Here is a 12,872-nt window from a genome sequence, read left to right as displayed (position 1 = left end):
TGAGCGATGCTTCAGGTCCGAACAGTTCCCCCGCTGCGTGCAAACGGGATCTGACTGACGCGCGCTCAGCTTGGACGGGACATCTTGCGGGTCATCGCGATTGTCAGTACAATTACTATACGCATAGTTTTTATGCGCGTCAACTTTCTATACGGACACAATGGCAGATCAACCCAAGCGCCGCCCGGTCCCGAACACAAAGTCCGCCAGCCACGTGGCGGGGAAGGAAGGGGCAATAGGAGCCACCCGGAAGGTTGTTTCCCGCCCGAACGAGAAATTGCCGTCTGACGGCAGTGAGTCAGGTCCGGTCAAGTGGAGCCAAGAGCGTCGGCTCCAGTTCATCGACTTCCGCCTGCAGTGGGAAGGTCGGATCAACCGCCGGGACGTGACCGAGTTCTTCAAGATCTCGGTGCCTCAGGCATCGGCCGACATCTCACGCTATGTTGAGTTGGCCCCTGGGAATTTGGAGTACGACACCAGTTCTCGCACCTACATCGCGTCGGTGGGGTTCACGCCGGTCTTCGAGTCCACTGGGCCAAGGCAGTACCTATCGCAGTTACTGGCACTGGAGCGAGAGATCCTGACCAGTGACCAGACGTTCTTGTCATTCCGTCCCCCTGTGACGTCTGTTCCGCTTCCTTCAAGAAGCATCGAATCGAAGACATTGACCCTCATGCTGCGCGCGATTGCAGAGCGAGCCATGCTCGAGATTCGTTATCAATCGATCGCCCGCGATGAGGAGCAGGCGCGCTACATCAGCCCTCATGCATTCGGCTATGACGGTGTGCGTTGGCACGTTCGCGCGTACTGCCACCTGCGCCGAGGCTTCAAAGACTTCGTATTCGGGCGGATCTTGTCGGCAGAACAGCCTAAGGCATCTGTCATCGATCCAGCCGACGACCGGGAGTGGAACACCAACGTCGAACTCGTCCTGACGCCCGATGCTTCGCTTACCCCCAAGCAACGCCAAGGCGTCGAGATCGACTACGGCATGAAGGACGGCAAGGTAACGTTCGTTTGCCGCCAGGCCATGCTGTTCTACACGCTGCGGACACTCAACTTCGAGATGAATGGCTCCCCCCGAAAGGGTGAGCGGCAGCTTGTTATCGCCAACCTTGCAGAGATAAAGCCATTTCTACCCAAGCCGGGCCAAGCTTAATCATTGGACCAGCCAATTAGGCGACGATCCGGCACCATGCGGCAGCGTCGCAGCAAGTCGCGAGTGAGATCGCGAACAGCGCAATGAGGACATTGAGACTGTGCTGCGCCATGACGGTGTTGAGGACGAACTCGACCGAATTCTGATGCACAGCCATCGCGGCTGAATCTTTGGCCGAGTCGCCACGTCGCAGTAATATCGCTGTTCCACGAAAGGATCAGACAGAGAGCGTAAAATGAAATATTCGATTGAGAACTTCTGGCAGGCGCACCTGAACGCCGTCCAACCTCAGCAACTCGCGAAGACCATGACTGGGTGGGCCGCTCACCGCGAACGACTTGACTCGTATGTCGAGGCCGGTCTTGCGCTGCGCTCCGATAAGTCGTCCCTCAGCCAGCCTGTCTGGTTGATAGCAGCGCCGGGAGCCGTTGGCAAATCGACTCTCGCAAGGGAGATCTGTTCCGTTACACACGCCGTTTACGTCGACCTCGCAGCAGCAGCGACAGTCGCCGGCAACTACTTGACCGGCGGCTTGGTAAATGCAGGCCTGCTCTCGGCATGGCAGGCGGGAACCACGACTCTTTTGATCGATGCGCTCGACGAAGCGCGACTACGTGTGACCCAAGCCTCCTTTGAGGATTTCCTCAACGATGTCGCCCAGATTGCGCATGGCCGCTCCTTGCCAGTTATCTTGCTCGGGCGTGTCGGTATTGTCGAGGAGGCGAGGAAGTATCTCGATGATCACTGTGGGCTCCCTTGTCCGGTTTTCGACATCGAGCTTTTCGATCTAGACCAAGCCCAGGCCTTCGTTTGGAGTGCGCTCGGCCGACTTGCAAAGCTCAACCTAGCGTCCACAGGTCGCATGGCCTATCCACACTTGGTCAGCGCGATGAAGCAGCATGCCAACGTATACCGAGGTGCGATAAAAGACTTCGTCAACCACCTCGCTGAAGCGACGAGCAAGGATGGTCAGCAGTTCGTTGGGTACGCTCCGGTGCTCGACGCGGTTGCGACCGTCATCGCCGCCGAAACCAATGTGGCAAAGGTGGCCAACGCGGTCGAGGCAGTCCTTGCCGGAAAGGTGCTCACGGGCGTGACGCGCGAGATCATGGAGCGCGAGTCAAAAAAAGTCGCAAGCCAAGTCGCGGCCACCGTGCCAGGACTTTCAATCGATGGCCTCTATGGCTCGGAAGAACAGCTTGAACGTCTCGCATCACTCCTGTTTCACATCGCAAAGCCAGCTTCGTTGCCAGCCGGACTACCGTCTCATGCGATTTCTCCATACGAAGAGGCTGTCGAGAGCTTGCTTCCGCAGCACCCCTTCCTAGATGGCAATGATCCGCCCTCTCCCTCGAGCGCTGTGTTTGGCGCATTCATTGTGGCCGCCTCGCTGCGGAGTGCCCATACGAACGTAGTGCGATCCGCGGAACGCTACGCGCAGACGGGTGCACATGCGCCGAATCCGTTTCTCTTGGACTTCTACAAAGCCGACGTAGCGTCGGACTCGAGCAGCATTCCTGCCGCGCACGTCGGCCTTCTATACGAGTCGCTTCAGGCCAAAACTAGCGCGGGCGAGGTTGCTCGGCTGTCGGCAGAGGGCGAAGCTGAAGGGAAAATCTTGGATTTGGACATGGCACTTGTGTCCACGGAAACAGGAAATCTCTCGGACGAATCCGCATTCACCGTGGTTGTCGACGGCCCTCTGAAGTTTGGTCGACGGGTGAGTGGTATCAACATCGAAGCGGAGAACGCCGACGTTGAAATCGGGGATGGCGGGCAACTCGAAATGATCGCTCCAATCAATATCCGTGCAAGCAGTTTGATACTGACCTGCGATCAGATGGTGGTCAAACCCGACCCGTCTCCGGGCGCTCGAGACCAAGTCGTGCTTCTGGAAGCAGCCGAAGCTTTGGCCGATATTTCCAGAGGCGCCCCCCTTGTGAGGCAGGGAGCACAACTGTTGGTTTCCTGGCCAGGAAACAACGGCTACCCTTGGTCAAACTTCGCGTCTCAGGGAAGGGAAGACGATGATCCGCGAATGGCTGATGCTCAGAGAGCGCTGCGACGGCTTTGCATATCCTTCCGCTCGCATAGCAAAGGGCAGCTTGCGCGCTACGTCGGGAAGGTTGAGCACTTTCGGATGACAAAGGGCGACCTTGGTGTGGCGCTTCGCGAGAAGCTTCTCGAAGACAAGGTTCTAAGCATCGCTGGCACGATGTACATACTTGACCCGGATGCGCTCGGAGCGATGGTCGGTCTTAGTTTCCAGGATCTCAAGCTCAAGCGTTATCCCGTGGCCACAAAAGCCTACTTGTCTGGCCTGCTTGCCGGTTGAGAAGCGACTCCTGCGGTAGAGGCCGACGTTGGATTTTTGCTCATCAGCGGCGGCATCTGTTGAAGGAAGCCGTTAAAAAGGCTGGGAGACGGTCGCACGAAAGGGTATCGTCGCCCTAACTACGAGCCTAGGAGCCGCCATGCGATGCACGATCGTTCTTGAGTTCGATAATGGCGATGGGGGGGTGAGGAAGAGGGTTGAGGTCATGCGGTTTCACAGGCCCGTAGAAGAGCAGACACCCGGAGACGTCGGACTGTCACTCGCCGAAGGCAAGTCATTACTCAATTGTGTGCAGCAGGAGTTCGTTGTCGGGCAGATCGAACGTTTTTGCGCGTCGCGTAGATCCTGTCTGGGCTGCGGCCTACAGCGGCGCCTGCACGATAGTCATTGCTCGGAGCTGAAGACCCCGCTGGGAAAGGTTTTCTATTGCCGCGAACGATGGAAGGCCTGCAATTGTGGTGCTGACGGCTCAAGGTATGTTTCTCCACTCAAGGACTATCTGACGGAGGCAAGCACAGGTGAACTGAGATGGCTGCACGCGGAGCTCGGCGCCACGATGCCCTATCGGCAAGCCAAACGCGTCATGGACCTTCTGCTACCCACCTCAGGCCGCGACAATCATGTAACCATCCGCAATCACACCATGACCATCGGAAAATCGATACAGAACGCACGGCCTGCGCGCCGGTGGTCCGAGACAACAAAACCGAATGCCGAGCTTGGCATTGACGTCGGCTATGTCCGTCGCGCACGATGCAATCGCAAGGGTTCGGCCAAGGAAAATCACGCGGAAGCTGGGAACCGCTCATCGTCGATCGCGGTCGTCGTTGCTGCTGTGGGCCAAGCCGGTGAGCAACCACGAGTGTGGGCTTCCGCCATGCCGCGCACCAAGCGGATGAATCAAGAAATGACACGATTCCTGGAGGACAGCGGATACGGGGACCCTAATGAAGTTGTTGTCCTGACTGATGGAGCACGAGATTTGGCCGGCGTCGCCAACGACCTCCCATACGATAATGAGTGGATTCTCGATTGGGCGCACATCGGGCGGATGTTGCGACGCGTTGAGCAGGCTATCGCGCCTCTGGCATATGGGCGACTCACGGACAGTGGATCAGCGTTCGAACTGTGGGATCTGTTCGTCCGCTTCCGTCATTACGTTTGGACTGGAGACTCAGTCGCTTGGCAGCAGTTCGCAGCAAAGCTCGCTCACCTGCTTGATCTGCGTGAGAAACGAGACCCGGCAGTTAGCAGCCAAATCAAGAAAGCATGCTACAGCCTCTCGAATGTGGTCACGTATCTCAAGAGCAACATTGAGTCGCTGATCGACTATCGCACGTGGCAACGTGTAGGAGGGCGAATTTCCACCGGCTTCGTTGAATCGTCGATTAACCGAATAGTTGGCCGTTGAATGTGCAAGAGCCAGCATATGCGCTGGAGTCGCGTGGGAGCACACAGTGTCGTGCAATTGCGCGTCGCGCTGTTGAACCAAGAATTCCACGAACTCGCGCGGCGACAATTTCCGTGGATTGGACAGCGACGTGTTACGTGGCCCTGGCAGAGAACATCCCAGGGGTTTTAACGGCTTCCACCATTAGCAGAATTTACGAACTTCAACAGCTGCCGCTCGTGCCGAATGCCCAAGCGCGTCGGCGTTAGTCAGGAAGTACTTCATTCAAATCGAAATGTACGCAAGCGCACAGTCCGTAAAACATTTATCGACCGCTAACAGCGCGGGCTTATATTCTTTCCTCAGGCTTGATGAAAGTGTTTTCCATCGATGTGGCTTTTAAATCAGGTTGCGAACGACTTTAGTTGGCGTAAGCTCTGAGCTTTACTACGAATATTTGGCGTTTGCAGTTTTTTCAAATAAGCAATCAGCGGCGAAGATGAAGCCAGGATAACTGGCCTGAAATATCAAAATTTGACTTGCAATATTGCTATTTTATAAGAATATGATATTTTAATAAAAAGAGGCTGCGATGAGAGGCGAGACTGATATCAAGGGCGTTACCAATTTTAATATTATCCTGAAGCAATACTATTTTTCGGCACTCGTAGTCTGTTTGTGCATCCTGTCGAGTTCAGCCCACGCTGACCTAATTAGTTTTTGCACTGGCGCCATGCCGCCCGATCCGACGTCCCAAGCCACCTTCAAGACAGAGTGCCCGGCCTTTCTTCAAAGTCAGTTCGCAGCCGCTGCAGTAACATCACAAAATACATCGAGTACATCTCAGTTGTCACAGCAACAGACTCAAGCTTCAATTGATTCCTCAATCGCAGGATTAATTAAAGCTCCCGCAGCTCAAGTTTCCCAGGGAACAGATATCAGTGCAATAGGAATTGCCGCGCAAGTCAACGATGCGGAAAATACCTTTAATCTTTCCTACTTGATTGGACAAAGCGTTTCTACGCTTGCGGAAAAGGATGGAAAACAATTATTTGCGTCAGACGAAAAGGTGTTGCTGATACTGTCGTCGACCGATCTAGCCTGGCTTCAAACTGCGCCCGTTGATTCTGCAACTGTCAAGGCAACGTTGAAAGGTCATGTTGACGCATTGGGGAAGCTTAGCTGTGAAAAAGCAGGTGGTGAGGTCGCTCCTACCTTTGTCCTACCGGCAATATTAGCCGTAGGAGCCATAGCAAGCACCGCGGCTACGGTTGCGAGTATGTTTCAGCCATCGCTTGTGGCTGCTGCAAAAACCGGCAGCGTGACCGATCCCACGCAATTGATCATCGGGGGACTCATAAAAGGGTTAGGAACAAAGAAAGATTTTCTCGTGCTTCACGCCCCGACAATCGGATACACCAATAGCGCAATTCAGGCTCTTGTTTCCCTCAGAGATGCGATAAAAGCCGCCGCGCAAAGATCCATTGATTGCAAGAATGCGGTGGTCGCGAAAAGCATCAGTGATGAAATAACAACGGCACAACAGTACATTACATCCATTACCGCCGCCACAGGTGCTAATCCCAGTCTTCTGGACTACGCGGCTCGACGAGCCGCCTTGGAAGATCAACACATAGCACATACGCTCTTTATCCAGCGTGATGTGAGCGGGGGCGGAGTCGCCGCAATTAAACCGAATTGGTTCACTTCCGTTAAATTATATATGGGAGGAGCTGATTTGCTTTCATATCAAGTTGCGGATCTGAACGGTTCCATTGTGGCCGCTTCGTTCGTTAAAAAGATTTGGTCGCGTCAATGCAGGTTAGCCGACTGGGCGACAGAAAATCACGGATGTTACATCGATGATTCGGGAAATGACGGTAAGTAGCGAATAACGATTAGTTCACGAATGCAATATAGGGACTCAAACCCGTCGCTCTAATGTTTCTGGTTGCACGTGATGTAAATTTGCTCACTCCTGCAAGCACCAAGGGGACAATCATGGCGAGTCGCATTGAACGTTGCTGCACTGCTTGCTTATACACGATAACTTTATTCGGTGTTGTCCGATTCGCCGTAGCACAAGATGGCGCCATGCCGCCGATCCCCGCTAGTTTGAGTCTGAAGTATCAGACAGCGGAACAGAAAGCCCCTCAGTCTGCCAGGCTGGACCTCGAAGCGTTGCGGAAAGAAGGAATCGAGAAAGGCTGGCGGTTTCAAATGGGCTATACAAAGGCGTTCGCTGTTCCTCCGGACCAGCTTGCGGGAACGCGTATACCCGATAATTTTCTCGTAATTGCTACCGCACAGAATGAATTCGCAACGAAGGCAAACGCTGCGGCAGACGAGAGTGCACGATTAGCAGGAGTTGTTGCTCCGGATTTTCTTGGAAATTGCGATCCCAATAAGTCTTCCTTCAATTGGCGCGACGAAAAGGTTCTCGGTGAAGTCGAGGATCAGGGAACTTGCGGTTCGTGCTGGGCGTTTGCGGCGGCAGGTGCATACAATGCGGCATTCAAGATTCGGAACGGCAACGACGTCGAGGTTTCCGAGCAGCACATCCTAAATTGTGCGAAAGGAAACGATGGGCTGATGGCGGGATCTTGTAAAGGCGGGTGGTATAACCCTGCCTATCAGTGGATGATCCGCAGCGGAGTCGCAAGCCTGTCTGTTGTGCCTTATCGAGGCGTTCAGAGTTCATGTAGCGCCCAAAATTTAGGGAAGTACCGCGCCGTGTCATGGAACTTCGTCTCGGCGACACAAAAAATTCCCTTGATACGCGAAATAAAAACTGCCGTTTGCGCATACGGTCCTGTTGCATCTGCAATGGAAGCGACAGCCGCCTTTCAAGCTTATGCCGGCGGTTTTTTCAACGAACACAGCGATGGTAAGATCAATCATGCTCTCTTGATCGTTGGATGGGATGACAATGCGGGTGGACCAAACCAAGGTGCATGGCTAGTCAAGAATTCGTGGACAACTGCATGGGGAGAAGATGGGTTTGCATGGATAGCGTATGGAAATAACAAGATCGGATATGCAGCCGCTTGGGTGCGGCCTATTGAAAAAAATGTGACGGTACCCGCTGATGCCTTGTCGGCTGCCTGGAATCAGTCGTTACCTGGAATGCAAAGTGCCACGCAGCTTGCAAACTCGGGAGTGGTCAGCTCGCAAAAACCTCCGAGCGGTATAAATTTCACGCCCTATAAATCAACGGGATCGTCTGGTTCAAGTTCGCATAGCCTGGGCAAGACAGTTTGGATTCAATATACAAGCGCCGGCCAGAAGTCTTCCGCTAATGCGACCAGAACTATTCTTACAAAAGCAGGTTTTTTTGCGCCTGCGGTAGAAGATGTTTCGAAAAAAGGCGCTGGATCTCCTAGTACATTCGAGATTAGATATTTTTCAGATGACGACAAGTCGACCGCCATAAAAATCGGAAAATTAATTCAAAATGGCGGGAATGGGGTAGTTAATATAGTCAAACCGAAAGGTTTTCCGGCAGTAGATTCTATTGAGGTCTGGTTTCCAAATCAAAAATGAAATATTTTCCTGAGCCACGTTTGTCGCAACTTAGATTAGTCTGTGCGATAGCATGGCTTTTGATTACTACCATTTCCTATTCGCAGACGGCAGCTGTGCTCATAACAAGGAGTAACCAAAGTGCGTTGGTGGTCCGTTTGCACGTTGGGCAAGCGCTTACAATCTACACAGCGCCGGCGCCTGTGACTGCCTATCATTGGAACTTTGAAGAGCTGGCCAATACCGTGGTTCGGCCAGTGGGGTCTCCCCACTTTGTTCACGCGGGGGAAGACGCACCTGGTATTCCACAACGGACGGCTTTTGACTTTCTCGCGCAGTCCCGTGGCGGTGTCGTCTTGCAGTTTCATCGGTATATCGGGGCAACCTTCGCGAGCGGACGCACTATTGACTCTTTCGCTGTACATGTGACCGTCGATTGAACACGCTCTTGAAGGGCGTCACGTAGGTTCATTCCAATCGGGAGACACTTGCCGGCTTATTCGGCGCCCATCCGAAGCTTGCAACTCAATGCAACTGCACCTCGGAAAGCAGACGAACGACTAGCGGACGAACGTTCATAGTGGCGTGTGCAATCGGGTTTGCGAGAGAAGAGTAGATCATCGGCACATATCCTTTGCACGGTGCACGCCATCTACAGACGTTCGTCCATGCTTTTACATGGAAATTCGAACGTGCCCTGTTTGTCTTGGGGAACGCGATTCCCTTCGTGGAGGCGCAGTTCGCCGCGCTTGTGCATAGCGCCTGGTCGTCGTGGCTCGGAACATGACGGACACCGCAGCTGGTTCTCCGAAGAGGACGCCGGTTCGACATTGGCTATGGAGCGCGAGCGCGGCCTGATCAACGTTATCGTCGACGAGCCGCAAGGGCCGACCAACAGCATTCCGGCCGTTTGGGAGGTGAAGAACCCCACCTTGGCGCTGGTTCGTTTGCACGGCCGCAATCACGAGAGTTGGAATATCAAGGATGCGCCGGCTGCATCTGCACGCTTCAACGACGATTACACAGACAACGAGCTTGGCGAGCTATCAACACGGATCATCGAAATCTCGAAACACGTGGGGCGGACACACGTGGTCTTCAACAATAACTTCGAAGATCAGGGGCAGCGGAACGCTCGTAGCTTGATGGGAATGTATAGCGCTATGACTGACGCGAGCGCGCATTGGTCGGACGGAGGGGTCAGGGAAAGAAGTAGACGAAGGCTGCAAAAAGCCCTCGTCGATCCTGGCATAAAGTACACTCTCACATCCACCGAGCGGACCTGTGGCGGCGAACGCGGTCAATTTGCTCTTCGTGGTCCCGGCTAACCTACACTGATCTGAAACTGATGAATAGAAGTCTCTATTACGACTACTGTGTGGAAAGGCTTTTCACTCTGTCTCTTCGACTTGAGACTCTTGCCAAGTCGAATATTCTGCATCTTCATCTGCATTCGGAAAATTTCTATGTTGATTTTTTTAACGCGTTATACGGTTACGCGCTGAAAAACATGAACGCGGTCACTCAAAACGCTGCGGCCATTGACCTTATCGATAGCGCGGCTAAGCTCGTGGTACAGGTATCAGGTACAGCGACGAAGGTAAAAATCGAATCGGCGCTTAAGAAAGATCTGTCGGCGTACACTGGACATCAGTTTAAGTTTATCTTGATCACCAAGGATGCAGCCGAGCTTCGGGGGCTGACATATGCGAACCCGCACTCATTGTCTTTCGCCCCGGCGTCGGACATTCACGATGTCCCGTCCATTCTAAGAGACATATTGCATTTGCAAATTGCGCAACAAAAAGCGGTCTATGAATTGATAAAGGCAGAACTGGGAAGTGACGCAGACAACGTCAAGGAGGTAAGTAACCTCGCGGACGTAATTGGCCTTCTTGCACAAGAGGATTTCTCCGACGAAGGGCAAGCCAGCAATACTACCCCGTTTAACGTTGACGCGAAAATCGTCTTTAATAATCTGGGGACGGCAACGTCCGTAGTGGAAGACTACAAGATTCACCAGCCTAAAGTCACGAAGACTTACGCAGAGTACGACAAGGCCGGTAAAAACAAGAGTACGTCTGTGCTGAATGCCCTTCGCTCAGACTATACCCGACTGCGAGCTACGTACAGCGACGACGATCTGTTCTTTCAAGTCGTGAATGCAGCGATGACACGGGTGCGAAACAGCAAAAACTATGTACAAATGGCGACCGAAGAGCTTGAACAGTGCGTAAGCGTGCTTGTTGTGGACGCGTTTATACGGTGTAAGATTTTTAAGCATCCTACCGTGATTTGACATGCTGCTACCTGACGATATTCATCCAAGTCTTAGCCTGTACTACAACGGAGGCCTCGTTTTGGAGGTGTTAGGGAAGCTGCGCGAATCCGCCTTGTTGGATTTGTTTGTTGAGACCCGCAAGTCGCACGACGTTACTATGCCGATTTTTGTGCTCAGCCTAGATTGGCTATTCTTGGCTGACTTAGTGCAGTTCAATCCGCACGGAAATATTGAGTTATGTTCCTAAAAAATCTTCAAATATCGAACGACTTAGGAATAATTCGGACAATCGAATTTCACCCGGGATTGAATCTCATCGTTGATGAGACTCCTCTTCAAGGGGAGATGGAGACGGGAAACAATGTTGGTAAGACCAGTGTTCTGATATTGATTGATTTCTGTCTGGGGGCATCGGCAAAAGGAATTTACACTGATCCGGAAAATCGCAAAAATGAGTATGCTTTGGTAAAAAGCTTTCTGGTCGATACCTCGGTACTGATTACACTTAGACTCGCGGATGACCTTTTGGATCCAAATAGTCGCCAGCTAAAAATAGAAAGAAATTTTCTATCACGCAGCCGCAGGATTCAAAAAATTGACGGAGAGCAGAAAACCGACCAAGAGTTTGAAGAGACTTTAACGAATTCTCTTTTTCCGGGGCATTTCGGAAAAAAACCAACGTTCCGGCAGATAATATCGCACAACATTAGGTATAAGGACCTTAGTGTAAACAACACTCTGAAAACACTAGATGCATTTACACGAGACGACGAATACGAGACCCTCTACCTTTTCTTGCTCGGATGCCACTTTGAGCAAGGCGATGAAAAGCAGAATCTTGTAGCACGCATCCGTGTGGAAACGGCTTTCAAGACACGGCTGGAAGCGTTGCAGACACGTTCCGCGTACGAAACAGCGCTTTCTTTGCTATCGGAAGAGATTGCGACTTTGAACGCAAGGAAATCGACATTCAATGTAAATGCTGATTTTGAATTGGACCTTCAGCAGCTTAACGCCGTAAAGCATCGAATTAATTCGATAACCTCAATTGTTAGTCGATTGAGACTGCGGCGCCAGTTGATTTCCGATGCGACACGTGAGATTTTGGAAGATCGGTCTACTATCGATGTGAACCAGTTACGCTCGTTGTACGAGCAGGTTTCCAAAAAGATTGGAGGGGTCCAAAAGTCCTTTGAGGAACTGCACGAGTTTCATAATCGTATGGTTGACGAAAAAGCACGGTACATCTCCCAAGACCTCCCTCGGCTCGATAATGAGATCGCCGTGGAAGAGAGTGAATTGCGAAACATGCTCTCTAGAGAAGCGACGCTTGCGGGCAAGATCGCACGTAGTGACTCCTTCGAGGGCCTAGAGGCGTTGATCATCGATCTCAACGAAAAGCACCGAAAGATGGGTGAGTACGAAACTATTATCCAGCAAATAACGGACGTGGACTCCACCCTTAAGGAACTCAACGAGTCGCTAACGCGGATTGATAATTCGTTGTTTTCAACGGAATTTGGGGAAACTATCCAAATCCAACTTAACAAGTTCAATAAGTATTTTTCGGCAATTTCGCGAACTCTATACGGTGAGCGCTATGCGCTGAAGGTCGACCTCACAACGAATAAGGTGGGGCAGCGAATGTACAAGTTCACCGCGTTCAACCTCAATTTTAGCTCCGGCAAAAAGCAGGGGGAAATTTCATGCTTCGACATTGCCTATGTGCAATTTGCCGACAACGAAGGTATTCCCTGCTATCACTTTTTGCTGAACGATAAGAAAGAGCTAATGCACGACAACCAGCTCATAAAAATCAGCGAGCTTGTCGAGGAAGAAGACGTTAATGTGCAGTTCGTTGCTTCGATATTGAAAGATAAGCTCCCGCCCGAACTTAATGATGACAAATACTTTGTCGTTAAGCTCTCGCAGCACGATAAGCTCTTCCGCATCGAGAACGGCGGGAAACCCCCAGCGCGCCCGGCCTAACCGAACGTTTCCGGGAATGACACTACGTTAGATTTCCGCCCTTCGGAGCAGTCAGCAATGCCATTATCAAGGGCGTTGTCTGAAAGCGCTCGCCACAGAAGGAGGCGAAACGACCGCGGACAGCGTAGACCGGAGCGCCGATGGCATAACGAACGAAGAAGTCCCGGCTTTATATTCCACATTCAGGGCCGTCTGC

At 52.3% G+C, this 12,872-nt stretch carries 9 protein-coding genes and 1 pseudogene; 9 read left to right on the top strand and 1 reads right to left on the bottom strand.

Annotated elements, in window-relative coordinates; translation table 11 throughout:
• Nucleotides 1–160: 160 nt before the first annotated feature.
• Nucleotides 161–1,159, top strand: a complete 999-nt coding sequence (locus AWB69_RS37495; protein ID WP_062091835.1) for a helix-turn-helix transcriptional regulator — start codon at nucleotides 161–163, stop codon at nucleotides 1,157–1,159.
• A gap of 16 nt (nucleotides 1,160–1,175) precedes the next feature.
• On the opposite strand, the gene AWB69_RS48265 is transcribed toward AWB69_RS37495, so the two are convergent.
• The gene (locus tag AWB69_RS48265; protein WP_156529106.1) at nucleotides 1,176–1,316 is read right to left on the bottom strand and encodes a hypothetical protein; all 141 of its coding nucleotides are present in this window, start codon (nucleotides 1,314–1,316) and stop codon (nucleotides 1,176–1,178) included.
• 78 nt (nucleotides 1,317–1,394) lie between these two features.
• On the opposite strand from AWB69_RS48265, the gene AWB69_RS37490 reads away from it, so the two are divergent.
• From AWB69_RS37490 to AWB69_RS37460, 8 genes and pseudogenes are all read left to right on the top strand, one after another.
• On the top strand, nucleotides 1,395–3,494 hold the full coding sequence (locus AWB69_RS37490; RefSeq protein WP_062091834.1) for a hypothetical protein: 2,100 nt from the start codon (nucleotides 1,395–1,397) through the stop codon (nucleotides 3,492–3,494).
• Nucleotides 3,495–3,633: 139 nt separating this feature from the next.
• Nucleotides 3,634–5,076, top strand: a pseudogene (locus tag AWB69_RS37485) (ISKra4 family transposase).
• 400 nt (nucleotides 5,077–5,476) lie between these two features.
• A complete protein-coding gene (locus tag AWB69_RS37480) occupies nucleotides 5,477–6,772 on the top strand; it encodes a hypothetical protein (RefSeq protein ID WP_062091832.1) in 1,296 nt (431 codons plus the stop codon).
• 113 nt (nucleotides 6,773–6,885) lie between these two features.
• On the top strand, nucleotides 6,886–8,427 hold the full coding sequence (locus AWB69_RS46390; RefSeq protein WP_197500401.1) for a C1 family peptidase: 1,542 nt from the start codon (nucleotides 6,886–6,888) through the stop codon (nucleotides 8,425–8,427).
• A gap of 647 nt (nucleotides 8,428–9,074) precedes the next feature.
• The gene (locus tag AWB69_RS47300; RefSeq protein WP_082913758.1) at nucleotides 9,075–9,734 is read left to right on the top strand and encodes a DUF72 domain-containing protein; all 660 of its coding nucleotides are present in this window, start codon (nucleotides 9,075–9,077) and stop codon (nucleotides 9,732–9,734) included.
• 20 nt (nucleotides 9,735–9,754) lie between these two features.
• Nucleotides 9,755–10,705 (top strand): ABC-three component system protein, encoded by a 951-nt coding sequence (locus AWB69_RS37470; RefSeq protein WP_062091831.1) that lies wholly within the window; start codon nucleotides 9,755–9,757, stop codon nucleotides 10,703–10,705.
• Between the two features lies 1 nt (nucleotide 10,706).
• Complete coding sequence (locus tag AWB69_RS50635) at nucleotides 10,707–10,934, top strand: ABC-three component system middle component 6 (protein ID WP_062091830.1); 228 nt, start codon at nucleotides 10,707–10,709, stop codon at nucleotides 10,932–10,934.
• A 59-nt stretch (nucleotides 10,935–10,993) separates the two neighbouring features.
• Complete coding sequence (locus AWB69_RS37460; protein ID WP_231937363.1) at nucleotides 10,994–12,676, top strand: DUF2326 domain-containing protein; 1,683 nt, start codon at nucleotides 10,994–10,996, stop codon at nucleotides 12,674–12,676.
• Nucleotides 12,677–12,872 lie beyond the last annotated feature (196 nt).

This window comes from Caballeronia udeis (assembly GCF_001544555.2).
Taxonomy (GTDB): domain Bacteria; phylum Pseudomonadota; class Gammaproteobacteria; order Burkholderiales; family Burkholderiaceae; genus Caballeronia; species Caballeronia udeis.
Note: the sequence above shows the minus strand (reverse complement) of the source record. Positions and strands in the feature narration are given on the sequence as shown.

What these genes read in the sequence shown, in the direction of transcription:
- AWB69_RS47300 (WP_082913758.1), top strand. Translation starts at nt 9,075, where the DNA reads ATGCTTTTACATGGAAATTCGAACGTGCCCTGTTTGTCTTGGGGAACG.
- AWB69_RS37490 (WP_062091834.1), top strand. Translation starts at nt 1,395, where the DNA reads ATGAAATATTCGATTGAGAACTTCTGGCAGGCGCACCTGAACGCCGTC.
- AWB69_RS37495 (WP_062091835.1), top strand. Translation starts at nt 161, where the DNA reads ATGGCAGATCAACCCAAGCGCCGCCCGGTCCCGAACACAAAGTCCGCC.
- AWB69_RS50635 (WP_062091830.1), top strand. Translation starts at nt 10,707, where the DNA reads ATGCTGCTACCTGACGATATTCATCCAAGTCTTAGCCTGTACTACAAC.
- AWB69_RS37480 (WP_062091832.1), top strand. Translation starts at nt 5,477, where the DNA reads ATGAGAGGCGAGACTGATATCAAGGGCGTTACCAATTTTAATATTATC.
- AWB69_RS37470 (WP_062091831.1), top strand. Translation starts at nt 9,755, where the DNA reads ATGAATAGAAGTCTCTATTACGACTACTGTGTGGAAAGGCTTTTCACT.
- AWB69_RS48265 (WP_156529106.1), bottom strand. Translation starts at nt 1,316, where the DNA reads ATGGCTGTGCATCAGAATTCGGTCGAGTTCGTCCTCAACACCGTCATG.
- AWB69_RS46390 (WP_197500401.1), top strand. Translation starts at nt 6,886, where the DNA reads ATGGCGAGTCGCATTGAACGTTGCTGCACTGCTTGCTTATACACGATA.